At 43.8% G+C, this 26,800-nt stretch carries 23 protein-coding genes and 1 pseudogene; 11 read left to right on the top strand and 13 right to left on the bottom strand.

The features are described 5' to 3' along the window. Nucleotides 1-212: 212 nt before the first annotated feature. On the top strand, nt 213-494 hold the full coding sequence (rpsT, locus tag AB1401_14005; protein ID MEW6616565.1) for a 30S ribosomal protein S20: 282 nt from the start codon (nt 213-215) through the stop codon (nt 492-494). 122 nt (nt 495-616) lie between these two features. After that, nucleotides 617-1,513, top strand: a complete 897-nt coding sequence (mtgA, locus tag AB1401_14000; GenBank protein MEW6616564.1) for a monofunctional biosynthetic peptidoglycan transglycosylase — start codon at nt 617-619, stop codon at nt 1,511-1,513. Nucleotides 1,514-1,557: 44 nt separating this feature from the next. Here the strand turns inward: mtgA and AB1401_13995 are convergent, their stop codons facing one another. The 11 genes and pseudogenes from AB1401_13995 to xerA form a co-directional block, all read right to left on the bottom strand. Further along, nucleotides 1,558-2,004, bottom strand: coding sequence for a GNAT family N-acetyltransferase (locus AB1401_13995; GenBank protein MEW6616563.1), 447 nt, complete (start codon nt 2,002-2,004; stop codon nt 1,558-1,560). A gap of 62 nt (nt 2,005-2,066) precedes the next feature. Then, nucleotides 2,067-3,176, bottom strand: coding sequence for a heme b synthase (ahbD, locus tag AB1401_13990; protein MEW6616562.1), 1,110 nt, complete (start codon nt 3,174-3,176; stop codon nt 2,067-2,069). Nucleotides 3,177-3,269: 93 nt separating this feature from the next. Then, on the bottom strand, nt 3,270-4,244 hold the full coding sequence (hemB, locus tag AB1401_13985; GenBank protein MEW6616561.1) for a porphobilinogen synthase: 975 nt from the start codon (nt 4,242-4,244) through the stop codon (nt 3,270-3,272). Nucleotides 4,245-4,254: 10 nt separating this feature from the next. After that, entirely contained in the window at nt 4,255-5,439 is a 1,185-nt protein-coding gene (gene ahbC, locus AB1401_13980; protein ID MEW6616560.1) for a 12,18-didecarboxysiroheme deacetylase, read from the bottom strand. Nucleotides 5,440-5,461: 22 nt separating this feature from the next. Continuing rightward, a complete protein-coding gene (gene cobA, locus AB1401_13975; protein ID MEW6616559.1) occupies nt 5,462-6,994 on the bottom strand; it encodes a uroporphyrinogen-III C-methyltransferase in 1,533 nt (510 codons plus the stop codon). Continuing rightward, nucleotides 6,991-8,049 carry an AI-2E family transporter gene (locus AB1401_13970; protein MEW6616558.1) on the bottom strand — a complete coding sequence of 353 codons (1,059 nt, stop codon included), beginning with the start codon at nt 8,047-8,049 and terminating at the stop codon, nt 6,991-6,993. Before AB1401_13970 ends, cobA begins: the two co-directional genes overlap by 4 nt. A gap of 3 nt (nt 8,050-8,052) precedes the next feature. Then, on the bottom strand, nt 8,053-8,283 hold the full coding sequence (locus tag AB1401_13965; protein MEW6616557.1) for a hypothetical protein: 231 nt from the start codon (nt 8,281-8,283) through the stop codon (nt 8,053-8,055). A gap of 155 nt (nt 8,284-8,438) precedes the next feature. Then, nucleotides 8,439-8,867, bottom strand: a complete 429-nt coding sequence (locus tag AB1401_13960) for a hypothetical protein (GenBank protein MEW6616556.1) — start codon at nt 8,865-8,867, stop codon at nt 8,439-8,441. After that, nucleotides 8,840-9,055 carry a DUF5678 domain-containing protein gene (locus tag AB1401_13955; protein MEW6616555.1) on the bottom strand — a complete coding sequence of 72 codons (216 nt, stop codon included), beginning with the start codon at nt 9,053-9,055 and terminating at the stop codon, nt 8,840-8,842. Before AB1401_13955 ends, AB1401_13960 begins: the two co-directional genes overlap by 28 nt. Nucleotides 9,056-9,279: 224 nt before the next feature. Next, on the bottom strand, nt 9,280-9,957 hold the full coding sequence (locus tag AB1401_13950) for a hypothetical protein (protein ID MEW6616554.1): 678 nt from the start codon (nt 9,955-9,957) through the stop codon (nt 9,280-9,282). A gap of 199 nt (nt 9,958-10,156) precedes the next feature. Next, nucleotides 10,157-10,986: pseudogene (gene xerA / locus AB1401_13945) on the bottom strand (site-specific tyrosine recombinase/integron integrase). 562 nt (nt 10,987-11,548) lie between these two features. Between xerA and AB1401_13940 the strand changes: the two are divergent. Next, on the top strand, nt 11,549-11,932 hold the full coding sequence (locus AB1401_13940) for a YbgC/FadM family acyl-CoA thioesterase (GenBank protein ID MEW6616553.1): 384 nt from the start codon (nt 11,549-11,551) through the stop codon (nt 11,930-11,932). On the opposite strand, the gene AB1401_13935 is transcribed toward AB1401_13940, so the two are convergent. Then, complete coding sequence (locus AB1401_13935; GenBank protein MEW6616552.1) at nt 11,929-13,071, bottom strand: acyl-CoA dehydrogenase family protein; 1,143 nt, start codon at nt 13,069-13,071, stop codon at nt 11,929-11,931. The genes AB1401_13940 and AB1401_13935 overlap by 4 nt on opposite strands. A 16-nt stretch (nt 13,072-13,087) precedes the next feature. Then, nucleotides 13,088-14,287 carry an acyl-CoA dehydrogenase family protein gene (locus AB1401_13930; protein MEW6616551.1) on the bottom strand — a complete coding sequence of 400 codons (1,200 nt, stop codon included), beginning with the start codon at nt 14,285-14,287 and terminating at the stop codon, nt 13,088-13,090. Between the two features lie 232 nt (nt 14,288-14,519). Between AB1401_13930 and AB1401_13925 the strand changes: the two genes are divergently transcribed. The 8 genes from AB1401_13925 (at nt 14,520) to AB1401_13890 (ending at nt 26,237) form a co-directional block, all read left to right on the top strand. Further along, nucleotides 14,520-16,478, top strand: a complete 1,959-nt coding sequence (locus AB1401_13925) for a PAS domain S-box protein (GenBank protein ID MEW6616550.1) — start codon at nt 14,520-14,522, stop codon at nt 16,476-16,478. 199 nt (nt 16,479-16,677) lie between these two features. Further along, nucleotides 16,678-17,250, top strand: a complete 573-nt coding sequence (locus AB1401_13920) for a response regulator (protein MEW6616549.1) — start codon at nt 16,678-16,680, stop codon at nt 17,248-17,250. A gap of 64 nt (nt 17,251-17,314) precedes the next feature. Beyond that, nucleotides 17,315-18,190, top strand: a complete 876-nt coding sequence (locus tag AB1401_13915; GenBank protein MEW6616548.1) for a methylenetetrahydrofolate reductase — start codon at nt 17,315-17,317, stop codon at nt 18,188-18,190. Nucleotides 18,191-18,231: 41 nt separating this feature from the next. Next, nucleotides 18,232-20,883 carry a molybdopterin-dependent oxidoreductase gene (locus tag AB1401_13910; GenBank protein MEW6616547.1) on the top strand — a complete coding sequence of 884 codons (2,652 nt, stop codon included), beginning with the start codon at nt 18,232-18,234 and terminating at the stop codon, nt 20,881-20,883. Between the two features lie 18 nt (nt 20,884-20,901). After that, nucleotides 20,902-21,414 (top strand): NAD(P)H-dependent oxidoreductase subunit E, encoded by a 513-nt coding sequence (locus AB1401_13905; GenBank protein ID MEW6616546.1) that lies wholly within the window; start codon nt 20,902-20,904, stop codon nt 21,412-21,414. After that, nucleotides 21,401-24,535 carry an FAD-dependent oxidoreductase gene (locus AB1401_13900; protein MEW6616545.1) on the top strand — a complete coding sequence of 1,045 codons (3,135 nt, stop codon included), beginning with the start codon at nt 21,401-21,403 and terminating at the stop codon, nt 24,533-24,535. Before AB1401_13905 ends, AB1401_13900 begins: the two co-directional genes overlap by 14 nt. Beyond that, nucleotides 24,532-25,185, top strand: a complete 654-nt coding sequence (locus AB1401_13895) for a methylenetetrahydrofolate reductase C-terminal domain-containing protein (GenBank protein ID MEW6616544.1) — start codon at nt 24,532-24,534, stop codon at nt 25,183-25,185. The genes AB1401_13900 and AB1401_13895 overlap by 4 nt, the downstream gene beginning before the upstream one ends. Nucleotides 25,186-25,343: 158 nt before the next feature. Beyond that, the gene (locus AB1401_13890; protein MEW6616543.1) at nt 25,344-26,237 is read left to right on the top strand and encodes a methylenetetrahydrofolate reductase; all 894 of its coding nucleotides are present in this window, start codon (nt 25,344-25,346) and stop codon (nt 26,235-26,237) included. The last annotated feature ends 563 nt before the right edge of the window (nt 26,238-26,800 follow it).

Raw genomic sequence — 26,800 nt, 5'->3', positions numbered from 1 at the left:
TCAAATCGCATCTTCCGAACCTCCTGTAATATCTCTGTCCGTCCCATACGTCACCTCCACTGGTGACCATTGTAAACCGGACAGATTATGTGCTACAATACAGGACAGTTTATTTGTTTCTGACATGGCGAAAATAAAAACTTGACATATCTAGTGAACAAATGTTAAAAGTATATCAATCTATTAATGTTACTGACTGTTGGAGGTAAACTTTGGCAACTCATAAATCAGCGATGAAGCAAGACAGACAGAGCAAGAAGCGCAGAATGAGAAATATGAGAATCAAGTCTTATATGAAAACCGTGATTAAGAGGGTACGGAATGCCGTTGATGAAAAGGATATGGAAAGCGCTGGTCAAGCTTTAGTAAAGGCTATTCCTGCTATTGATAAGGCAGCCTCAAAGGGCGTAATTCATAGGAAAACCGCTTCAAGAAAGATTTCCCGGCTAACAAAAAGGGTTAACTCAGTAACCTCATCTAAGGCAGAGGCTTGAGACTACCAGTAACATGTAAGCCAGGAACTTCAATAAGCAATAATACACCTTTTACCTCACCTTCTCTTTTTCCAATGAGTATAATTTCACATGTTGGCAACAAATGAAGAATGGCTGTCGCTATGTTTAAAAAGTGGTTTGTCATTGTTGTGGTCTTTATTGTCTCGGCGCTGTTTTTGAATATATGCTTTTATTTTATTTATCCCGATGTTTCAATGCTGAAGAAAAAGCGTCCTAAAAAGACGGCTATAATGGAATACCGGGAAAAAGAATGGCAGAGACAGGGTAAAAGTAAAAAAATAAAATATAAATGGGTGCCGCTTTCCAAAATCTCTCCTTATGTGATCAAGGCAGTAATTATTGCAGAAGATGACAAGTTCTGGTCCCATGAGGGTTTTGATTTTGAAGCCATAGAAAAGGCTATTGAAAAGGACATCAAAAAGAAGAGGTTTAAGGCTGGAGGCAGCACCATAAGCCAGCAACTGGCGAAGAATCTTTATTTGTCTCTTTCAAAGAATCCTGTCCGAAAATTGAAAGAAGCGATCCTTACATGGAGGATTGAGAGAAGTCTTTCCAAAAGAAGGATCATCGAACTCTATCTGAACATCGCAGAATGGGGGGATGGCATGTTTGGTATTGAGGTTGCTGCCCAGCATTATTTTGGGAAACATGCTTCATCGCTTACTGCCGAAGAAGCCGCAAAGCTCGCTGCTGTGCTTCCCAATCCGAAACGCTATAATCCGACAGGGAAGACAAGATACGTATTAAACCGCTCAGCAAGAATATACAGGATCATGATAAGAAGGGGTATCGTGATATCCGAATATGAAGAGGTAATGAAAGAACCCTATGATGTAATAGGGGAGGATCTTGAAATATCTGAAGAACAGCAGGAACCAGATGATAAAGATAGCACGGATGTTATATCCAATGGGATTAATAAAAGTGAGGAAAATGACGGACGGTCAGATAACCCTAATAAGAACCCTGATGAAAAACAGGTACCGACATTTCAATGATAGGGGATTTCCCTTCTCAAGTTGAGTGACCTTATTACAGGGGTTCATACATCTATAGAGTACGATATAAAACGACCGTGCCTGAACCCTATGCGCTGGAAAAAACTACTGAGTTGTTTATCGTTCTGGTCCACCATCACACGGACTTTCTTAATACCCTTGGAGCGAGATGTATTTAGCAAGGTCTGAATCAACCTGGTAGCGATACCTTTGCGCCAGTAATCAGGATCGACACCAACGACTTGAATAACACATGCATCGGTAACCATTTCAGGTTCATAGAAATAGATTACCGATGCAAGGACAAAACCGATAATTTCATCATTGATTTCGGAAACGAAGCTAAAGTCAAATTGTCCTCCTATGACCTCGTTAATTCCATAGGTGATAGCTCTCCTAAGTCCGATTAGTTTCCGGTCAATCGCTAAAACTGCGTCAATATCCCCCGGTTCCATAGACCGAATGAGTACTTTCTCTTCTTTACCTTTCATGACAATTACCTCCTTTCAATCTTTTTGGTACAGAATTTCAATTCCATATAGCCAGAATATGCTTAAAAGTTTTGATTATTCCTGTCTGATGCAGTTCCTGGGATAGAAAAGGGTTGATAGTTACAATAGGGTTCCTCTCCTAAATAGTCTCCGCTAAACTCATATGCCCTTGCCCTGCATCCCCCACAAACCTGTCGATATTCACATATCCCGCATTTACCATTGTATCGGTCAAAATCCCTCAGGGATTGAAATACCTTTGAGGTTATCCATATTTCTTTAAGGGTGGTTTTTTTAATATCCCCGCAGTTGAGTTCAAGATAACCGCATGGCTGAACCTGCCCTGTGTGGGATATAAAGCAGAAGGATACCCCACCGAGGCACCCCCGTGTTACAGCATCCAATCCATGGGTTTCAAATGTTATCTTTTTCCCTTCTTCTTTTGCCCTCTGTCGAAGGATACGGTAGTAATGAGGAGCGCATGTAGCCTTTAGATGCAGAGATGTTTTTTCTCTCTGGCTATAAAACCAATGGAGGGTTTTTTCATACTCTTCGGATGGTATCTCATTATCCTTTAATTCTTTTGCTCTGCCAGTAGGGACTATAAGGAATATATGATGAGCAGCGGCTCCCAGTTCAATTGCCAAATCAAAGATATCTGGAAGTTCCCTTATATTGGTACCGGTAACAGTGGTATTTATCTGAAATTCCAGTCCTGCCTTCTTAGCGTATTCTATACCCCTCAGGGCACCTTGAAACGCCCCCTCCACCTGACGAAAACTATCATGGCTTTCTCTCGTTGCTCCATCTATACTGATACTGATCCTTTTGATTCCAGACTGCACCATCTTCCTGGCATTTTCTTCGTCAATAAGGGTACCATTGGGAGCCATAACCATCCTAAGGCCCTTGCTGGTTCCATATTCAGCGATCTCAAATATGTCCTTCCTCATCATTGGTTCCCCACCGGTAAGGATAATTACGGGTTGGCTGAACCCCGCAATGTCATCAATCAGCCTCAGGCATTCTTCAGTTGAAAGTTCCCCGGTGTAAGGTCCCCTTTCAGCAGAGGCACGGCAGTGCATGCAGGATAGATTACAACCCCTTGTAACCTCCCAGGCAATCATTTTTAGTTCAGAATTGTGAGATGTATCTTGAAAAGCTTTATTCATATTAAAATAACTTCAGGAGCTTAAGAGTTGTGGAGTCAAAAATCCTTAACTTTTTAACCCTTTAACTCTTCAACTCTTCAACCCTTTAACACTTTACCCCCCGAGTATCCTTGCTGCCTCTTTCGCAAAATAGGTGATTATCAAGTCTGCGCCAGCCCTTTTTATGCTTAAAAGACATTCCATCATTACCTTTTCTCCATCAATCCAGCCTAGCTTATCAGCAGCCTTGACCATGGCATATTCACCGCTCACATTGTAGGCGGCCACCGGCAGATCAAACTCTTCTTTTATCCTACTTATAATGTCAAGGTAGGCAATGGCAGGCTTCACCATTATTATATCAGCCCCTTCTTCAACATCAAGGCTTACTTCACGAATAGCCTCATCAGAATTAGCAGGGTCCATCTGGTAGGACTTTCGATCCCCAAACTGGGGTGAAGATTCTGCTGCCTCCCTGAAAGGGCCATAAAAGCTGGAGGCATACTTGGCAGCATAGGACATAATCGGGATATTTTCATAGCCATTTTCATCCAGGTATTCCCTTATCTCTGCTACCCTACCATCCATCATGTCAGAAGGTGCTACCATGTCTGCTCCCGCATCCACATGGGACAGAGCCATCCGTGCCAATAATTCCAGTGTGGAATCGTTATCCACATCTCCATCCTTAATTATGCCGCAGTGTCCGTGGCTGGTATATTCACAGAGGCATACATCGGTAATAACTATTATTTCAGGGACATTGTTCTTAATCTCTCTGATTGCTCTTTGTATGATACCTTCTTTAGCATATGCCTCTGAACCTCTTTCGTCTTTCTTCTTGGGTATCCCGAATAACAGTACCGCCGGTATCCCCAGATTGTTGATCTCTTTCATCTCCCCTATGAGGAGGTCTGTGGATAACTGGGATATACCAGGCATGGTTTGTATCGGTCTTTTGACACCTTTTCCGTTGGTAACAAACAGTGGATATATGAGGTCATCTACGGAAAGGGTAGTTTCTCTTATCATACTTCTCAGTCGTTCATTCTTTCTCAACCTTCTTGGGCGGTAATCTGGAAATAACATAATTAAACTCCTATTCAATCCCTATTTCCGCGTCAGTCAGATAACATGCCGGATCAGGGGACCAAAGGTCTCCTGAAACTGCCTCCGCCCTGACTCGGAAGTTCCCTCCACATATACCAAGCCATTTACACCTGGCACACCTTCCCTTGACATAGGGCTTCTTGTCTTTTAGTTTTGCCATTAGCTCGTTTGAGGTATCCATCCATATCTCACTGAATGGCCTTTCTTTAATATTTCCGAAAGAATAGTGCCTCCAGAACTGGTCGGCATGAATGGAGCCATCCCAGCTAACACAGCCTATACCATTGCCGGAGCTATTCCCCTCATTCATCTTTAAGAGTTCCATGACCTCCTCTGCACGCCCGGGGTTTTCCCTCAATACCCTGAGATATAGATAGACGCCATCTGCGTGGTTATCTACAGTGAGCACCTCTTTTGAGATACCCCGGTCAAAAAGCTCTTTTGTCTTATCTATTATAAGATCAATTACCTGTCGTGTTTCTTCATGGGAGAGGTCTTCTTTTACCAATTTGCTGCCTCTGCCGGCATATACCAGATGGTAGAAGCAAACCCTTGGGATATCTTCTTCTTCCAAAAGTTTGAATATCCCCGGAACGTCATGGACATTTCGCTTATTAATAGTAAATCTGATGCCTACTTTAATACCTGCCTCTTTGCAGTTTCTAATGCCAGCGATAGCGGCATTAAAGGCACCCTCCACCCCACGAAACCTATCGTTGGTTTCCATCATGCCGTCGAGGCTAACCCCCACATATGACAGACCGATGGATTGTAATATCTTTGCGATTTCCCTGGTTATAAGTGTTCCGTTGGTTGAAATGACTGCCCTCATTCCCTTTTCAGTGGCATGCCTTGCCAGTTGAAAGATGTCCTTTCTCATAAGGGGTTCACCACCAGAAAACAGGACAACAGGGGCACCAAAATCTGTCAGGTCATCAATCAGTGCTATTCCCTCCTCTGTGTTCAACTCGTCTCCATACTCCCTATCCTTTGAATGGGAATAGCAGTGTATACATCTCAGATTGCATCTCTGCCCTGCGTTCCATACTACTACGGGCTTTTTATCCTTTGAGAACTGCAAGAGGTGAGAAGGGAGTTTCCCTGATTCTCTGCCGTATCTCAAGGGGTCAGAGGGTTCCACTGTTCCGCAATATAGCTTTGATATTCCGATCATGTTTCAGTTCAAACTCCATAAATCAAGGCATGGGCGTTTTCAAAAAATAATCTGTAATTGCCTGTGTAAGAGCAGGTATGGTATAGCTTTCAGGCATAATGTCTGTTTCTATCCCAAGTTTTTTAGCGGTTTCGGCAGTTATGGGGCCTATGGATGCGATAGCTATCCCTTTTATCAATGATGGAAGCTCGTCCCTGTCAAATATCTCAATGAAGTTCCTTACCGTTGAAGAGCTTGTAAAGGTTATAACATCAATCACTCCTTTTTTAAGGAGTCCTTTGATGGTTTCTTTGTCTTCCATTGGTTTAACATTCTTATAGGCGGGTACTACATCAATATTCCCCCCTGAATTACGGATCTCCTCGGGAAGTATCTCTCTCGACTCCTCAGCCCTTGGCAGGAGTATATTCTTTCCCTTGATCCCTCTTTTTTTCAGGCCTTCAGCGATGGCCTCAGCCTTATACTCTTCCGGAACAAAGTCAATTTTAATTCCTGTTCTATCTATCTCTTCTGCTGTCCTGGGCCCGATGGCGCAGATTCTGATGCCTTTTAAATCCCGGATATCCCTGCCCCGCCTTTTCAGCCTTTCAAAAAAGGACCTCACCCCATTCACACTGGTTAAAATCAGCCAGTCATACCTTTCTAAATTTTCAATGGCTTTATCCAGGGCATCAAAACTTCTTGGGGGTTTTACATCAATTGTGGGGAATTCTATCGGCTCAGCACCGTATTCTCTAAGAAGGTTGCTGAATTCACTTGCCTGACTCCTTGCTCTGGTTACTATAATCCTTCTCCCAAATAGTGGTTTCGTTTCAAACCAATTGAGTTTGTCCCTTAACCTGACGACCTCTCCTACTACTGTCACGGCAGGCGGCGTTAAGTTTTTCCCCTTGGCTAATTCTACAATCGTCTCTAAAGTGCCTGTCAGGGTATCCTGCCTTCCAAGTGTCCCCCACCTTATAATAGCAACAGGAGTCGTGGGGTTCCTGCCGTTTTCTATCAGGTTCCTGACGATTTTGGGAAGGTTCTTCACACCCATCAGAAACACCAGTGTCCCTATACCTGTAGAGATTTTATCCCAGGCGATACTGGATTCATCTTTTGTTGGGTCCTCATGTCCCGTAATAAATGCCACATTGGAGGTAAAATCCCGGTGGGTAAGTGGAATGCCTGCATAAGCGGGAACGGAGATTGCAGAGGTTATACCTGGTACTACCTCAAAGCATATCCCACCGGCAGCCAGCTCTTCTGCCTCTTCTCCACCTCTCCCAAACAGAAAAGGGTCTCCCCCTTTAAGACGGGCAACAACTTTACCTTCTTTTGCCCTTTGGATTATAATGCTGTTTATCTGCGATTGGGGATAGGTATGGTCTCCACCCTTTTTCCCTGCATAGATAAGTTCCGAATCTTTTCTAGCATACTCAAGTAATTTAGAATTGGCAAGGTAATCATAGACAACAACGTCTGCCTTTCTAATACATTCGATACCCTTCAGGGTAATCAGACCAGGGTCGCCTGGCCCAGCACCTATAAGATATACATTTCCTTTCTTCAAATTTCCTCTCCAGTTTCTTCTCTATAAATCTGGATAAAGGTTGATAGTAAAGCCAGGACTAATGGGCCAAAGAGTAATCCAAGAATGCCAAACAGTTTGAGACCGCCTAAAACAGCCAGAAATATCATAAGGGATGGAAGGTTGATCCTGTTGCCTATAAGCTTTGGTTTTAGAATATTGTCAATAGACCCCAATACAATTATTGAATAGGCGATTAAGACGATACCTTTTATCACGCTGCCTTTAAGAATCAATATCACTGCAGCAGGTATCCAGATAATAGTCGATCCTATGGCGGGCACAAAAGCAAAAAGAAAGATTAAAAAACCCCAGAATAGAGATGAAGGAACTCCCAGAATAAAGAATATAACGCCGCCTGCAAGACCTTGAAGAAAGGCTGTGGTTAAATTTCCTAACACAATGGCAATAATTGTATCTTCTATCTTTTTTAGGACTTTGTCTTTATATAAGGTCTTAATAGGCAGAAGATTAAGGATGGTATTCTTAATCTCTACCCCATTGTCCAGAAAGTAAAAGACCGAGAAGAGTATTATAACGATGGATATTATAAATGTAACGATGCTCCCGATGATTGTCATTAGACTACTAACAAGGAACCCTGAAACCTGCTTTGCAGTATCAGCCAGTTTGTCCTTTACGTCTTTTTGCTCAATAAAGTCGGATATTTTTTTGCTAAGCCTGCATTTCAAGTCATTTGAATCCTTGTCAGAGCATCCCTTTAGCCCTTCTATCTTGCTGCTGACTATTTGTTCAGTATTTGAGTACAACTGTCCTGCCTGAAGAACCAGGGGGGGAATGAGTGTTGCGAGGAATAAGAGCAGTAACGTAGCACTACTCAAGCTCAATATTATTCCTGCCAGGTTTTTTGATTTTAGTTTTTTTGCCAATCTGTCGTGTAGAGGGAACAGTAGATAAGCGATCAAAGCGCCGACAACGAGAGAAGCCAGATAATCTTTCAAGACAAAAAAAGATAACACTATTAAGAGTAAAAAGAGGATAAAGATTACATATCTCTTTGTTTCTTCCTTCAGCACTTTTTACACCTTTTCTTTACGAAATTTTGCATTTTTATCTTCAACATTGTGACAAAGGGCAATGTCAGCTTTTAACCTTTTTTTCAGTTCAGCAAGGCTTATAACAGGTTCATCTTTACGCTCTGCTATGATTGCAAGATCATGAATATCCTCCAAGAGTTCCTCATAATCTTCAACCGGTAGGATCACTGCTGTTTTCCTGCCTGACTCATTTACTATGAACTGTGTATTCATCTTACAACTCCATTTTTCAAATCTAACATAATAATACCAAAATGGTGACCTGATTTACGCTATCGGGGCAGGCATACCGAAAGTTGCCTGTTTCGTCAAAACAATTTACTGTATGCCATGTTATCTGAAGTTTTGACGGTCTGCCTAATATGCTCTTATGACCGATATCCCAATGAAATCTCTTTTTCCCTATAATTGAAACAAATCTCAAAATCCGAAAAGAAACCTGCCTGACCTAAAAGACCAAATGGCATATCGTCCCATTCATGAGAGTAATACACATCAGCCACAAGTTCAATTTCATTCAATATTAGATGCGTTTTATGGAGATATGCTAATACTGATCCACCTATACCTGAGAAAATTTTCTGTTTCCCTTTATAAACGTTATGTCCTAACGTCTTTGCAATCCACGCAGGGAAAGTACACTCATCTGCCCCAGAATCAACTAATGAATCAAATGTTATCACGCGGTTATCTAAGAATAATTTTATAGGGATGACAGGCCTGTATACATATTTCGCTGGCTTTTGAGTGGGAGGTGTTATTATATACTTCAAGTATGGGAATTTAATCTGCTGCATAATAAATAACTCCTATTCTCATTAGGAATCTTCGTTAATATAGGATCTTTATACCCCTTTTTATTTGCCTCCTCAAGTGCCTCTTCGGGTGTATGCCCTTTACCTAACACCTCTTTTCTATCATAACTCAATGCCACAAAGTAACCTGGATACTTTTTTATGATTGGTGTCATATCTATTGCTTTCATTGACTTTTGCCTCCTCACTTCATTATTTAATATTCTGTCCTATTATACCTTAAAATAAAAGACTGTCAAAATTTCAGATAACGTTTCGGCATATCTGATGTTTGCCGTAGCGTAGCGGAGGCAAATATGGGTGGAGGCTTTTGTATAAAAGCCGTAACCAGATATGCCGTGTTGTACGATGTAATGAAAAGTTTTTAATTTTGCGGTAGTAAAATATCGCCAAATTAATTTTTAATTTTTACATCCTTCCAAGAATATTGAGCACCTTCATATAATCCTCTAATAACTACGACTAAACGAAATTGGGCTTCCTCGGCTAAACTATTCATTCCTAGTTGCTCACAAAAAGTAAAAACGAGAGGGCCCAACATCAATTTTTGTTTCCAAGCATTTTCTGACCATAACCTATGATTGACTCTTGCAATACTATCATCGTTTTCAATACCTAATTTTTTTGCAACTTCAATATTCTTGGCGGTTAAATCTTCTCTCATGTTGTAATTAAAGCTCAAATTCATTTTGCCCTGAGATGTAAGCCAATGCAGGGTAACGCTATCAATCATATTGTTGTAGGGCTCCATCCCACTCCAAATGTCATTTTTGCCTTTTTCATGCAAATACTTCTTTGTAAAAACACTTTGAGCAACAACATTTTCTCCGCTAATGAATTTGTGCGTCCATGCAAGGGCAAATAATTCAAACCTTATAATAATCAACTCATTGGCCAGTTTCTGTTTATCGACTTTGTTAAATGTTGGGGCAACCTCGACCACCTCTTTAATTACAACGTCAGAAAATGCGGAGCCTACTTCCATATCACCGATTTTTGGATTCAAAATTTGATTGTCGTAAAAATCACGACAAAAATCTTCTACGCTAACTTTTTTCTTAAAAAATGACATATTGTTTGTAAAAATTATAAATTAATTTGGCGATAAATCTCTGAAAGAGATTTTAAAACTTTTCATTATTTCGTACAACTTGTTCACAAGCGTAATAAGTTCGTTTATCCTTTCAAAATTGGGGTTATAGACGAACCTGTTTCGTCTATCCCGATTCTGGCTGAAAAGCCAGAATCCCCCTATCCTATAACTTTTTATTTTAGTTATCACCTACTTCTTTCAGGTCTATACTATCCAGTGGACTTCTGATCTTTCCAAGGCTTTTTGTGCTAACATGGGTATATATCTCGGTCGTCTTGCTGTCCTTATGCCCCAATAATTCTTGAATATACCTCAAGTCCGTTCCTCCTTCCAGCAAATGTGTAGCAAAGCTGTGCCTGAGACCGTGTACTGTTATTTCTTTCTTATGCCGGCTCTTTCACATGCCTGCTCAAATATCTTCTGAACACTTCTTATTGAAAGATATCTACCATCCCTTGCACCTCCGAAAAGCCATTTTTCAGGTCTGTATTTCTTCCAGTATTGCTTCAGGATTTCCAAAGCTTTTTCTGAAAGTAGGGTGTATCTGTCCTTCCTGCCTTTTGCCCCCTTGATATGTATGAGCATCCTCTTGCTATCAATGTCTTCTGTTTCTAATTTTACAACCTCCCCAACCCGCAATCCTGCAGAATATACAAGCATCAGGATTGCCCTGTGTTTTAGATTGTCTACTGAATTAATGATTTTTCCAACCTCTTCTTTACTTAAAACGACAGGCAACTTTTTGTCTTTTCGGGGCCTTTTGACTTCATACACAAATTTCTTCTTTAGTATGGTGCCATAATAAAACTTCAGGGCATTGATAGCCTGGTTTAGTGTGGATGTTGCAGATTGTTTTTCTTCTGCAAGGTGGAGTAGGTAGTCTTTTATGTCGTTGTCATTGACATCAAGAGGCTTTTTGTCAAGAAAGTTGAGTAAATCCCTGTTGTAATAGAGATAAGCCTTAACAGTCTTAGAACTGTATTTTCTTGAAACGAGTTCTCTCCTCAAGTCTTCAAAGGCTAACTCCCCTCTCTCCCCTCTTAAATTAAGAGGGGATGGGGGAGTTAGAGCAGGATCATATGGAAAGGAAACTGCTATTATGTTTGGGCTATCCTTACTGACTGTTACTACCCCATAACTGATACCTCTATTGGAGAAATGAGTATTTCTATAGCAATTATTGCTTAGCTCCCTTATAGTGTCAAGGTTTTTCTTATCCCCCAAACCTTGCCTTTTTACCCTGTCTGTAGTATTTATTAAAAAACCTCATTTTTTCAAATAGCTAGAATACTTTTCCCCAAAGACTGTGGATAAGTTGTGGATAACTGAGTAATGAAACCACCTAACACCTCAAAAATTGAGGGGTTTTACCTGTTTGCCTACTTTTTGGTCAACTAAAATTGTCGAATAATATCGTTATGTTATAAAATTTTATTTTGTTATAAAGAGGTTAGGGTATATTCTTTTTAGTAAGTTAGAATTTATCAACAGAGATACAATCCTTGGGCTGGTTTTATCATCTTTACCAGGGAGGTTGTGAGAAGGTAAAATGAAAGGAGCGCATCTTTAAATGGAGATAAGGGTCTACTATGAGGATACCGATTGTGGTGGTGTGGTATACTATGCTAATTATCTTAAGTACTTTGAAAGAGCCAGAACGGAATTTCTTAGAGACAGGGGACAGCCACTTAAAGACTATATGGAGAAAGGCATTGGGTTCATTGTGGTAAGGGCAGAGGTGGATTATAGGTTCCCCGCAAGGTATAATGACGTACTGGATATAACAACAGCGGTTTCAAATATAACCAGAGCCAGTTTTGTTATGGAGTACACTGTCTTGAGAAAGGAGGATGAAAAACTCCTTGCTTCAGGAATGACCAGGCTGGCATGTATTAATAAGAAAGGTAAACCTATAAGGATTCCTGACAGTCTACTGAGGATATTGGGCAATTAGACTGATATAAAAAGAGGCTGGTAATCCTCTAATTCAACGGCTATCCGTTCTTTGTGAAAACCGGTGTCCCCCAGCATAAACTCTGATGCCTTCGTACGTATGAAGTAAAGACCGAGGTCCAGCTCTTCGGTAAATCCTATGGCTCCGTGAACCTTGATCCCTTCAACACATGTCCGTTTGTATACCTCATTAGCCTTTGCTTTGGCCATAGACGTCAGCAAACGAGAGGGTGTCCCCGCGCTTATATGCCATGCTGCCTCGTAAACCAGTCGCCGCAATCCTTCGACATCGATGAATACCCCGGCCAATTTGTGTTGAATTGCCTGGAAGGAACCAATGGGCTTATCGAACTGCACCCTCTCTTTAGCATAGCTATTTGCCATTTCCAGCACGAATTGGGCTCCGCCCAACATTTCTGCACATTTTAGGACAGATACCCTTTGAAGGAGGAATTCCACGATCTCCCATCCCTTGCCTGCCTCTCCCAAAACATTGTCTTTAGGAACCCGTACTTTATCGAACACGACCTCGCACTGCTTATCATATGCCGTAGTAGGGATGACTTCCGTTTTTATCCCCTGGCTCCCTGCATCAACAATGAGCACCGTGATTCGCTCCTGGCTTGTTCGAGCAACTACCAGGAAACGGTCGGCTACATTCGCATAGGGTACGAATAGCTTTGTGCCCTCAAGAATGTAATCCTCCTGTGAAGAAATGGCACGAAGTCCCACTCCCGATGGCTCGTAGTCGGCCGATGGTTCTGTTAATGCAAGGGTCCATATCTCCTCCCCGCAGGCGATTTTTGGCAGGAACCTCTTCTTTTGCTCTGAAGTTCCGTATTCGAGTATAGGAAGCGAACAGAGGGCAACCGTGTTGAAGAAGGGGGCTGGGAGAATATTCCTGCCCATCTCCTCCATCAGGATCGTGAGAGCAAAAAAATCCATTCCAGTTCCTTCATACTCCTCAGGCAAGATGAGTCCCATCCAGCCCATCTCTGCCATTCTGCTCCACAGCTCAGGATCATAACCTTTCTCGTCTTTTTTAAACTCTCTTACTTTGTCCTTAGGACACTCTTTTTCCAGGAACTTTCTTGCCGAATCTATTATCATCACTTGGTCTTCTGAAAAATCAAAGTCCATCCGTCTCTACCCCCTCTCAATATGATTTGGGTAACTTCAGTCCAAACTGGCCGATGATATTCAACTCTATCTCGTCTGTCCCCGCAGCGAATGCAAATCCGGGGAACAACCAGAAAAGTCTTTCCATGTGGCCATGCAGCTTAGTCCATTTGCAGCTTCGACTCAATGGGTCTATTTGTGAGTAGCCCCCCATGATCTCCGTCCCAAGCATCGCCAGCCGCTCCAATATGTAGTCATTGAAGACCTTGTCCCTTGACGGTTCATAGACGGGTGAGGCTCCCTTGCTCATTTTCCAGATGGTTTCGTAGCCGAGTACCTTTTGGGTCTCAATTTCGATAGCGATGTCGGCCAATTTGTGGCGTATTTCCCCTTCCCGGAAAAGACCATTTTCCCTGGCATACACGATAAGCTCGTCAAGTATCCTTTTATTATACCCGTAACATCTGCCGGCAATGCTTCCTCTTTCGTAACCCAGTGAGTGCATTAACTGGTACCATCCATTGTTCTCCTTACCTACCAGGTTGGCAGCGGGGACTCTTAAATCATCGAAGAAGACTTCATTGAATATGTGGAGTCCCACATAGTTTATAAGGGGTCTTATCGTAATTCCCTTGCTTTTCATATCCACGACAAAGACACTGATTCCATTGTGCGGCTTGGCGGCGTTCGGGTCTGTTTTTACTGCGAGCCAGCACCATCTTGCCCTGTGGGCAGCGCTGGTCCATATCTTTTGTCCGTTGATAACGTATTCGTCCCCTTCCCTCACTGCACGGGTCCGTATCTTGGCAAAATCACTGCCAGCATTAGGTTCGCTGTATGCAGTGCACCAGATACCATCCGGCTCTCCTGATGCAATGAGTGGGAGGTATTTCTTCTTTTGTTCCTCTGATCCAAACATCATGAGGGAAGGGCCTACCCAGTCAACTCCGCCTATCCCCATTGTAACACCTGGTATCCCCCAGTATGATGCCTCCTCAGAATATACCAATTGCTCCCAAAGGGAAGCACCCTTGCCCCCATATTCTTCGGGCCAGGACATGGTTAGCCACCCTCTTTCCGCAAGCTTCTTTGCTATGGACATAGTAAATTCCCAGTCCTCGTCTTCGCTTTCCTCTTCCAACATTGTTGAAAGCCATCCGAAAGGCAGCTCCTTTTTTGCAAACTCTCGGATCTCCTTCCTTAGCTTCTCCTCTTTTTCGCCAAATTTAAAATCCATCGTGCCCCTAACCTCCTCTCAAAACGTTTAGCATACAAAATATGATGGGTTTGCCGAGGTTGAGTATTTAGAGCAAAGAATAGTTTTTTTTGAACGGCAATGTCAAGTAAAAAATCAGTTCTGCGACAAACTTCCTTCTTCCTTTTCACAGAAGAAAGTGGTATTATTTTATGTACAAATCTTAGGTACTTATCAGGTTCTTGCGATATAATCATAAAGTGAGGTATGTCTGATGGATAGAGATATTGAGAAGTTAAACAATGAGAAGGGGAAAGTAGTTGGATATGAGGGAATAAACACCTATGTTACAGATAGGAAAAACATAGAGCATGAACTGCGAAAAGCCAATGATTTTTTTAAAAACCTTATTGATAGCTCAGTAGACGGGATAATTGTTGCTGATATAAAAGGTAATATAGTTATCTTTAATAAAGTAGCTGCGAAACTGTTGGGATATAAAGCTTCAGAGGTGATTGGAAAGCTGCACATAACAGGTCTATATCCTCCAGGTGTTGCCAAAGATATTATGAGAAAGTTAAGAAGCCAGGAATTCGGAGGTACAGGGAAGTTAGAGACAACTCAGAGTACTCTGGTTGACAGAGATGGAGAACATATACCCATAAACATCTCAGCTGCCATAGTCTATGAGGATAGAAAGGAGATAGCGACTGTTGGCATATTCACCGACCTGAGAGAAAAATTGAGGATGGAGAGAGAACTCAGGGCATCCGAAGAGGATTATAAAAGTTTGTTTGAACACGTGCGCTGTGGTGTTTACATAAGCAGTAAAAAGGGGAAGTTCATAGATGCCAATCAGGCTCTTCTGGATATGCTGGGTTACAAAAGCAAAGAGGAATTTCTGGAGATTGATATAACCAGAGACCTCTATTTGATGCCCGAAGACCGTCAAAGATTTCAGGAGATGATCGAGCGAAACGGTCATGTAATAGATTATGAAGTTGATTTTAAACGGAAAGATGGGAAGGCTATTTCGGTTTTGCTCACAAGCCATGTTCGCTATGATCAGGATGGTAATGTAGTAGGGTACGAAGGGATCAATGTGGATCAATCTCAGCGAAAAGAGATGGAGAAAAAGCTCAAGGAGGCCCACGATTTTCTGAACAAGACTATACATAGTTCACCAAACCCCATTATGGCGACCGATATGAAAGGGAATATCATCATCTGGAACCGGGCTGCCGAAGAAGCCCTTGGATGTAAGGCAGAGGACGTAGTTGGTAAGACGAACATCGAAAAGGTTTATTCAGAAGGGGATGCCAGAAAAGTAATGCAAATGATGCGGGGTCCAGAGTATGGTAGTGTGGGCAAATTGAGGGCATACCCCATAACCTATGTGAGACAGGATGGCCAGATTGTTGAGGGGAACCTTTCGGCATCCATTATTTACGATGCAAAAGGGAATGAAGTTGCTTCTGTAGGAATATTTGTAGACCTGGGGGAGAGCCTGGAGATGGAACGAAGGCTGAGACAGACGCAGGAACAGCTATTGCAGTCAGAAAAACTGGCGGCTATGGGACGTCTGACTTCTCAGATTGCCCATGAACTAAACAATCCCCTCTATGGAATCATGAATACCCTGGAGTTGATGAAGACGGAGATTTCTCCTGAGAACAAGAGAAGAAAGATTCTAGATATGGCACTTTCCGAGACAGTAAGACTGTCCGAGCTGCTCCGCAAGATGCTCTCTTTTTCCAGACCTGATGAGGAAGAAAAGCATTCTATAGACATCAATATAATACTTGATGAGATACTGCTTCTCTATGAGAAACAACTGCGGGAACACACTATTCGGGTCTCTTCCTCTTTTGCAGAGGGTTTGGGAAAGGTTTATGCATCAAAGAATCAACTCAGGCAGGTCTTTCTCAATATAATTTCGAACGCTCGAGATGCCATGCCAGAAGGTGGAACTTTAACAGTGAAGACTAATGGTGGTAAAGACAATGTCCGGATTCAGATATCCGATACCGGCATCGGTATAAAAGAAGAAAATCTCAATAAGATTTTTGATGCCTTCTTTACTACTAAAGATGGTGCAAGAGATACTGGTCTTGGACTGTCTGTTTGCTATGGGTTTGTAAAAGACCATGGAGGTGATATTAAAGTGGAAAGCAAGGTAGGTTCTGGAACAACCTTTACCATCAGTCTGCCTGTTCTTATTCCTTCCCCATAATCCTTCCCTATAATCCTGGCGCAATAGAAAAATCGAAAATAACCAAAATTTTACTTGACAATCAATAGTAGAAATAAATATAATAATTATAAAAATAAAGAATATATTTTACAATCACTCAAAAATTTTGCTTGACAATTGGTAAAAATTATAATAATCTAAAATATAGTAATAATAGAAAACCAAAGGAGCCCATTTGATGGATGCTGTATTAACTGTTTTCAAGGCCAGCAAATACTGTAATGTCTCTCCCAAGACCATTATCAACTGGATAGATTCTGGCTATATTAAGGCATACAAGACCGTGGGGGGGCATCGTCGTATAAAAAAGCTAGACCTCGAAGACTTTATGCAAAGGCAGGGAATTCCAATCCCCGAAGAGGAACAAATGGAAGAGAGAAAGAGAATACTCGTGGTGGATGATGACCCCATCATCGTTGAAACGATTGTTCAAGCCTTGGAAGAGGATGAACATGATTATGAGGTTATTTCTGCTTCCGATGGGTTTGAGGCCGGTCTCCAGGTAAGTCACTTCAAACCGCACCTTTTAATACTGGATATCATGATGCCCGATATTAAGGGGTATGAGGTGTGCAAGAAGATTAAGTCCAGTGAAGCTACCAGGCACATGGTTATTATTGTCTTGTCAGCGTATCTGGACGAAGAGAAATTCAGGATGATGAAGGAGTACGGTGCAGACGTGTGTTTTTCCAAGCCTTTGCCTCTGCCCCAGTTGAAGCAAGAGGTGAGCCGGTTATTGGGATTGTCCTGATTCATACACCCATTTATGTGTCAATGACAGGAGATTACCTTCCAGAACGGTAAAGGAGTTGCTGATGAAGTTAAGAGAAGCTTTGGCAAAAGGTAAATTTCTGGTTACGACTGAGATCCAGTCACCTATCGATGAGGAGCCGGAAGAACTTGTCAAGACTTTCAATCTGGTGCGAGGGCGTATTGACGGGGTTTCCGTATCAGAGGTTGAGATTGAAGGGATAGTAGGAGATACGATTAAGACGTGTGAAGTTCTGAAGCGGAACCAATTTGAGGCTATATATCAGACTTCAACGCGGCAAAAGAACCGCTTACAACTACAAAAGGACCTCATACTTGCCCATGAAGCAGGTGTAGAAAACCTCCTTGTATTTACTGAAGACTACAGGATTACAGGGGATAGTCTTCAGGAGATAATGTTTTTCCATGTGGATTCGGGGAAATTAACCTCTGTACTGGAACATATGCGGGAAGGAGAGACAGTTGATGGTAAAGGACTCCCCTTTAAAACCGACTTTGTACTGGGTTCTGGCGTGGAGTGCTCATGGGGAAAGAACGTCCCGGAACTGGAGATGAAAGAAATGGAGGAGATGACCAGGATAGGTACCGGGTACTTTTTAACAACACCGGTATTTGATCTGGATCGGTTTGAAAAATTCGTGAAGACTGTCGAGACCTTCATGATTCCGGTAATTGCAGAAGTAATGATTCTAAGGACGGCCGGCATGGGCCAATTTCTCAACCGACACTTCAAGTCAGGATTGGTGCCAGAGTGGGTTATCCAAAAACTCGCCAAAGCCTCAGACAAGCAAAAGGCCAGTATAGACCTTTTTGCTGATATAGTAACAGGACTTAAAGGCATCTGTCAGGGGATTCATATTATAACCATCGGGGGGGAAGAAAAACTCAGATACTATCTTGATGCGGCGAAACTCAGATAGTTAAAAAACAGAAATCAGAAATCAGGAGTCAGGAGCAGTTGATGGAAAACATCACTCTTTCCATTAATGGAAAAAATGTCAGTTGTCAACCGGGAACAAGTATCTTAGAAGCTGCGGAGCAGCACGGTATAGAGATTCCAAAGCTCTGTTATCACCCTGACCTTAAACCGTTTGGTGCCTGCCGTCTATGCCTGGTAGAAGATGTTAAGGCAGGACGTATCATGGCGTCATGTGTTACGCCAGCGGCCCCGGACATGAGTATCCTGACAGAGTCACCCCGTATAAATAAGCACAGGCGGAATATAGTCAGACTGATGATTGCCGAACATCCTGAATCCTGTATCTTCTGCAGCAAAGGGAACCGCTGTCAGTTGCGTCAGATAGCCGCTAAGCTTGGTATAGGGGAGACAAACCTTTACCCTATGCCCAACTACAAACCACTGGAACAGGCAAATCCTTTCATTATCAGGGATCTCTCCAAATGTATCCTGTGTGGAAAGTGTATCAGGGCAGACCATGAGCTGGTTGTTGTGGGGGCAATAGATTACAATATGAGAGGCTTTAAATCCCGTCCTGCCACGCTTTATGATCTGGGCTTGGAGCTTTCTGACTGTACCTTCTGCGGCACCTGTGTGTCAATGTGTCCTACCGGGGCATTGGCACCAAATAATAAGCGTTACGTAGGTACTCCTCAGAGGGAATCTCGTTCTATCTGCGGATTCTGTGGTGTAGGCTGTTCTCTGGCTATGGGGGTTGTGGATGAACAGATTATAGAGGTTAACCCATCACACCTATCCGGCACTGTTAATGGGGCATCCCTCTGTGTGAGGGGCCACTTTGCACATGACTTTCTCAATGCCGGTGAACGGTTGAGCAGTCCTTTGGTTCGCAAAGATGGCGAACTGGTTTCTGCCTCATGGGGTGAGACACTGGAAGTTGTTGCAAGACGGCTTCTTGAGATCAAACGGGAAAACGGACCACAAAACGTGGCATTTCTAGGATCCTCCAAATGCACAAATGAGGAAAACTACCTCTTTCAGAAGATAGCAAGGGTCGTCCTTGAAACAAATAACGTGGACAATGGTGGCTATATATCCGGACAGTCCCTCCTGAATCTCATTGATGAAAAAACAGATGGAAGGTACCGTATTCAGCCTCTTACTCAACTGGAGAAAGAGGATGCCATTTTTGTTATTGGTGCAGACCCAAATCACTCGGTTCCTGTTATGAGCTATTATCTCAAAAGGGCTGCAAAGAAGGGTATCCCATTAATAGTTGCTGATCCAAGGCGTACGGAATTGGTGGACTTCTCATCTATCTGGCTCCGTGTTTTTCCCGGTAGCGACCTTGAATTAATCAACGCTCTGGCTTTGCTGCTATACCAGAAAAAGGCATATGCCTCTGATTTCATAATCCAGTTTACAGAGGGGTTTGACCTGTACCGTCGCGGGCTTTCTTCCCTCGACCTTGACAGAAGTAGCCGTATAACGTCCATAGAAAGGAGAACCCTTGAAGAGACCGCCGAATTGTTGCATGGAAAAAAGATTGCCTTTGTGGTTGGGCACGGAATCCTGCAACAGAGATATGGGCGCGAGTCCCTGGATGCTGTCATCAACCTGTTATTGATGACCGGAAGCCTTGGGCCTGATGGTATTGGTTTATATGTTGTTGCAAGGGAAAACAATCAGTCGGGTGCACGGGATATGGGGGCAGTGCCATACGGACTGCCGGGTGGTCAGTTTCTGAGTAGTGATTTAGCCCGAAAACAATGGGAACGGCTATGGCAGGCAAAGATTTCACCTGATGAAGGACTCAATATGATTCGTATGATCGAGGAAGCCGAAAAAAGCAACCTGAAAGCATTGTACATCATGGGAGAGAACCCCCTCCGCAGTCTCCCTCAACCTGATCGGGTTCGCAGTGCCCTGGAGAAATTGGATTTTGTCGTGGTTCAAGATATCTTTGCAAACGAAACTGCTGGAATTGCAGATGTGGTTCTGCCAGGCGCCGCTTTCTGCGAAAAGGGCGGTTCATTTACGAATATGGAAGGAAGGATTCAAACTTTTACACCCGTGGTACTTCCCCCGGGAGATGCCAAGCCTGACTGGGAAATCCTGGCACTTCTTGCTGAAAAAATGGGGTATTCCAAACACTACAGTTCTCTGGAAAGGGTGACGGAAGAAATCGTTGGGTCTGTACCTATGTATGCTAGTCCAGACGGGCATGGGTACACGCCCTGGATCAGGGAAACTAGTGAAAAGGCTCGCTTCCGCCACGATGGGAAAGGAGATCTGATTCCTTTTTCTCCTGTTGTTTCCACCGAAGATGAAGTGTCTGATGATGCGTATCCTTTAACGGCTATCCTCGGATCTTACCGTTATCATTTGGGAAGCGGTACCCGGACGAGCCGTTCCAAGCGTATTCAGGAGTTTGATTCAAAGGGAGAGATAGAGATATCCCCCATAGATGGGACAAAATTAAATTTGCATAATGGGGACGCTGTTCGGGTCCTTTCCCGCTATGGTGTTCTGACAAGGAGGATCAGGCTGGAAGACAGCCTGAGAGCAGGGCTGATATACGTGCCCGTGGCTTTTAATGACAACGATTCACGGAATCTTATCGACTTGGTCCAACTTTTCAGCCATGACTCATTGGGCTGGAAGACCTGTCGAGTTAAACTTGAGAAGGTTTAGGGGTAGGGGAGAAAACGAATGAAGCCGAAAGAAATCGATTGGGACAAACTCACCTCCATCATCGCCGAACACAGGGACGAGAAATGGGGGCTCATCCCTCTGCTGCAGGATATTCAGGAAACGTTCGGCTATATCCCGCCAGAGTCCATCAATTTGATTGCCAATGCCATGAGACTCTTTCCAACTGAGGTTCAGGGGGTAATCTCTTTTTACGCAGGATTTTCCATAAAGCCTAAGGGGAAATACGTACTCAGGGTATGCCGCGGGACGGCATGTCACGTCAAAGGTGGCCGGAGTATTCTGAGATTGGTAAAGAGAGAGCTGGCGCTGGATGAGGGAGAGACTACCTCTGATTATCAGTTTACCCTTGAGACCACCGCCTGTCTTGGGGCATGTGCCCTTGCACCTACCATGATGGTCAATAGAGCCTACTTTGGAAAACTCTCTCCACCAAAGGTAACTAACATACTGGTCGAGTACGGTAAAGAGAAGAAAGAAAAATTAAAGGATGTTAGAGATGAAGAAGATTGAAAGCCCTTCATATCTGGAGACCCTTCGGCAAAACATTCTCAGTAAACGTGATCCCAGAAGGCAGGTTGTCAAAGTATGCTGCAGCACAGGATGCCGTGCCGGAGGATCTCTAAAAATCATTGATGCCTTCAAACAAGAACTCACCAGCAGTGGCTTAGAAGATAAGATAGAAATAAAGAAAACAGGTTGCAGAGGTTTCTGTGAAAATGGCCCGGTTATGGCTGTTGATCCTGATAATATCTTTTATAACAAAGTCGAGCCGGATGATGTACCTGAGATTGTCGCCGAAACCCTTATCCATGGCAAACCTGTGGATCGACTCCTATATACAGATCCTGAGAGTAAGGAGAAGATTACATGTGAAAAAGATGTCCCCTTTTTCGGCAAACAGGTGAGGAGGGTACTTGCCAATTGCGGGCAGATTGATCCTACCAATATTGAGGATTACATCGCCGCCGGAGGATATGGAGCCATTGCCAAAGCCCTTTCCGTTATGACACCAGAGGAAGTAATAGATCATGTTACAGCCGCAAAACTGAGAGGCAGGGGTGGTGCCGGTTTTCCGACAGGGCTGAAATGGAAATTTGCCCGTCAGGCATCGGGACGACCTAAATATATAATCTGTAATGCTGATGAAGGAGACCCCGGAGCGTTTATGGACCGTTCAGTTCTGGAAGGGGACCCTCATGCTGTCCTTGAGGGGATGCTCATCGGAGCATATGCCATAGGGGCAGAATATGGGTACATTTATGTGAGGGAGGAATACCCCATTGCAGTCGAGCACTTGAGTATTGCTTTAGAACAGATGAGAGAGCGGGGACTTTTGGGGGAAAATATCCTGGGAGCTGGATTCAATCTTGACATTTCCCTGAAGAAGGGTGCAGGGGCATTTGTCTGTGGCGAGGAAACTGCCCTGATGGCATCAATTGAGGGAAAACGGGGAATGCCAAGAGCAAGACCGCCGTTTCCTGCTCAGGCAGGACTGGATGGAAAACCCAGCAATATCAATAATGTAGAGACCTGGGCGAATGTCCCGTTGATTATCAAAAATGGGGTTGAGTGGTATACAGAGATAGGTACAGAAAAGAGTAAAGGCACGAAGATATTCTCGCTGGTAGGTAAGGTGAATAACACCGGGCTGGTGGAGGTCCCCATTGGCGTGACCATGAAAGAAGTGGTCTTCGATATTGGAGGGGGTATCCTCAAGGGGAGAAAGTTCAAGGCGGTGCAGATGGGTGGACCATCGGGCGGATGTGTACCTGCTCAGTATCTGAATTTGCCTATAGATTACGATACCCTGCAGCGGATAGGTGCGATTATGGGATCAGGTGGGATGGTGGTCATGGATGAAAACAACTGTATGGTGGAGATCGCCCGGTTTTTCCTGAGTTTTACCCAGGCTGAATCGTGCGGGAAGTGTGCCCCATGTCGTGTGGGTACAACCCAGCTACTGGAGATACTGACCCGCATCACCCAGGGCAGAGGTCAGCTTGAGGATATAAAGACCATCCAGGAACTTGGAGAGACGATTACAGAATCATCCCTTTGCGGGCTTGGGCAGACATGCCCCAAACCAGCCCTTTCTACCCTGAACTATTTCATGAAGGAATATGAAGACCACATCCTGGAACACCGCTGTGCAGGGGCAACATGTGATTCTATGGTTATTTCAGCCTGCCAGCATGCCTGTCCTGCAGGAATTGATGTGCCAAACTATGTGGCAGCTATAGCAAGTAGCAATTACGAGAATGCCGTGGAGATTATCCGGGAGAGGAATCCCTTTCCTGCCGTGTGCGGCCGTATCTGCATCCATCCATGTGAGTTGAAGTGCCGTAGGGGTGAGTTGGACGACCCCGTGGCTATCAGATCACTCAAGCGTTTTGCTTCGGACTGGTACTTCGAACACATAGGACGGGCAATCGAGCCTTTTCCGGTAACTAAAGATGAAAAAATTGCCGTGGTGGGCGCAGGGCCCGCTGGTTTAACCTGTGCCTATTTTCTTGCCAAGATGGGTTATAGGGTTACGGTATTCGAGGCACAATCGGTTGCCGGCGGAATGCTGGGGATTGCTGTCCCTGAGTTTCGCCTCCCGCGGAAGGTCATTGAAGAAGAGGTTAAATATATCGAGAGCTGTGGGGTAGAGATCCGTTATAACTCTCCTATTGATGCCCGGCATACAGTCAATGACCTGATGGCAGAAGGGTATGGCGCTGTTTTTATTGCAGCGGGCGCTCAGGCAAGTCTTCGGATCGAGATCGCAGGCGAAGAAGAGGGACTGGAAGGACTCTATTACGGTCTTCAGTTTTTGAGAGATATAAGACTGGGCAAGAATATGGAACTGAAAGGAAAGGTTATTGTAATAGGGGGAGGCAATGTAGCTTTTGACGTTGCCAGAACCGCCTTGCGGGTTGGCGCATCGGATGTTCAGATATTCTATCGGAGAACCAAAGAAGAGATGCCGGCATGGGAAAAAGACATTGAGGAGGCTGTTGAAGAAGGGGTCGTTATCAACCCTTCCTGGGCACCGAAGCGGATCATACATCGGCACGGGAAGGTAACCGGTATGGAGTTCGCACGCAGCATCACCGTCTTCGACGAAGAAGGCCGTTCCCGTATTAGTGTGGATGAGGAGACAACACTGATGGTGGATGCTGAAGCCGTGATTATTTCCGTTGGACAGGCACCTGACATATCTTTCCTGTCTGAAGACAGCCAGCTTGAGCGAGCCCTGTGGGGCAGTCTGGAGGTGGAAGAAAACCGTCTGGCGACAAATGTCCCGGGAGTCTTTGCAGGGGGCGATTTTACTACAGGTCCAAGTGTTGTGATAAATGCCATAGCCCTGGGGAGGAGGGCATCCATTGCTATAGATAAATACCTTCAAGGTGATACAGGTCGCATAGAGATCATAGATGAGAAAACATCCATGAAGGAGGATGCAGGCCTGGCGCTGGACGAGGAAACAACTGAAGAAATGCCAAGAATCGATACCGAACTCGAAAGACCGGAGGAAAGGGTGAAAGACTTCCGGGAGGTTGAGAAAGGCTTTTCTAAAGAGCAGGCCTACCGTGAGGCTATGAGATGCCTTAGATGTGACCTGGAAAAAGAGAGGGCAACAATATGATCAGATCTATTACACAACAAAAATCAGAAGAGGAGATTCTGCGGCTTCTCGAGGGATTGGGAAGAGTTTTCATAATAGGATGTGGGACATGTGTTACTTTAACACACACAGGTGGAGAGCCTGAAGTAGAAGCCATGAAGGAAAAGCTATCAGATAAGGGCAAGCTAATTACCGGAGGTGTGGTGTTACCTGTTGCTTGTGACAACTTGACCGGAGATGCCTTGACTAAATACGGTCAACAGATAGCCCAGGCAGATGTGCTTTTCATTATGACCTGTGCCTTCGGTGTTCAAACGGTGGCAAAACAGTTAAAGAAGCTTGTTGTCCCTGCCCTGGATACGCTATTTATCGGTAAAGAAACTGCTTTAGGTCAGTTTAATGAGATATGCCTCCAGTGCGGGGCATGCATACTTGGTGAAACAGGCGGAATTTGCCCAGTTACTTCGTGCCACAAGGGTTTAGTGAATGGACCCTGTGGTGGCACCAATAATGGAAAGTGTGAGATAGACAGCGCAAAAGACTGCGCCTGGACCTTGATATATTATCGATTAAAGGACTTAGGTACTCTGGATACCATGAGAAGATTTCAGCAACCAAGGAATCACCAGGGAGAGCCTAAACCCGGGAAATTAGTGATTTCAGCATCTTAGGGCAAGGTTTCAATGAAGTCTAACGAGTTCACAGTGAAAAATTCCCTTTTCCGCTCTCTGGTGCAGGTTTTAAAAACGGTTCACGGCTTAGCTATTTAACTGTGAACTGTAAACTGTAAACGTTTTAATACTTTCTAGAAGGAAAGGATTTAAAGATTATGGCTTCCTCATTTAAAAAGGCACTGGAATCGGGCAAATTTGTGGTTACCTCTGAGGTAGCACCACCGAAAGGGACAAATCTGGAGAAGATGGTCCACCATATCGAGCTTCTGAAAGATAAGGTGGATGGTATAAACATTACAGATCATCAGAGTTCGGTTATGCGGTTTCCTTCCCTGGGAGGTGCCATCCTGATCAAAGAGATGGGCGGAGAACCCATATTGCAGATGACCTGTAGGGATCGGAACCGGTTGGCATTACAGGCAGACCTTCTCTTTGCGTCAAGCAGAGGGGTTCATAATGTCCTTTGTCTCACGGGTGATTCGGTCCTTCTGGGTGACCACAAGGAAGCAAAGAGCGTCTTTGACCTGGATTCGAGTCAGTTGCTAGCGGCAGTCAGAAGATTAGAAAGGGGTAAAGACCTGGCAGGGAACGAACTGGATGGGGGTGTCTCTTTTTGTGCCGGTGCTATAGTTACGCCCGAGGCTGACCCTCTCGAGCCTCAGCTAATAAAATTTGAAAAGAAGATTGAGGCAGGCGCCGAGTTTATCCAAACCCAGGCAGTATATGATCTCGACAGGTTTAAACAATTTATGGACTACGCCAGACAGTTTCCCGCAAAGATCCTCGCCGGCATCATTCTGCTAACCTCCGCTCCTATGGCACGGTTTATGAATAAGAATGTAGCCGGAGTCAACGTACCACAGGGGCTTATCGATGAAATGGCATCTGCGCCCAAAGGCAGGGCTATAGAAAAGGGTATAGAGATTGCAGGCCGGATGATTATGCGGGTTCAGGAGGAGAGAATGTGTGACGGCGTTCACATCATGGCTATAGGCAGAGAGGAGCTGGTGCCCGATATCATGGCCGCTGCAGGATTGACGGCTTCGTAAAAAGTCCATCTGCGGCGTTGCGCTGCATCCCTCGTCGTTACAGCGTAACTATAAGTACGCTTCACTCCTCGTGATTTGCGCGCCTTGCATCTGGAGCTTTTTACTGTGCCGTTTGATTTTTGACTTTTTACGACTTAATCAAGATTGATCTGAGAATGAAAAAGTAACCCCCTCGTATAACCAACCCGCCATATCCCTAAGAATATAAATTTGGTATTGAACAACTTCAAAAATCGAGTAATATCACATAGATTTGTCAACACAATTTAAATTTGAATACTGTCCCGAATAAATCAGATATGATCTGCCCTTTTTTCTAAGAATAGGCTTATATTGAACTAGAAAATTTCCCGATATTTTGAGCATAGTATGTTAAACAGAAACTTGATAACATGACGAAGGGTATATTATCCAGGAACTAATTATAATTTAATTTAGGTGATTATAAAAGATTTGGCACCAAATTTGTGATATATTTTGTTATCAGATTAAAGATAGATTCTTTTCTATTATTATAACGGAATTCGAGTTCTTTTAAATATAATGGAAACTTTTCTTTTGAG

Source organism: Thermodesulfobacteriota bacterium (assembly GCA_040757775.1).
Lineage (GTDB): Bacteria > Desulfobacterota > UBA8473 > UBA8473 > UBA8473 > UBA8473.
This window is presented reverse-complemented; position numbering and strand designations above follow the sequence as displayed.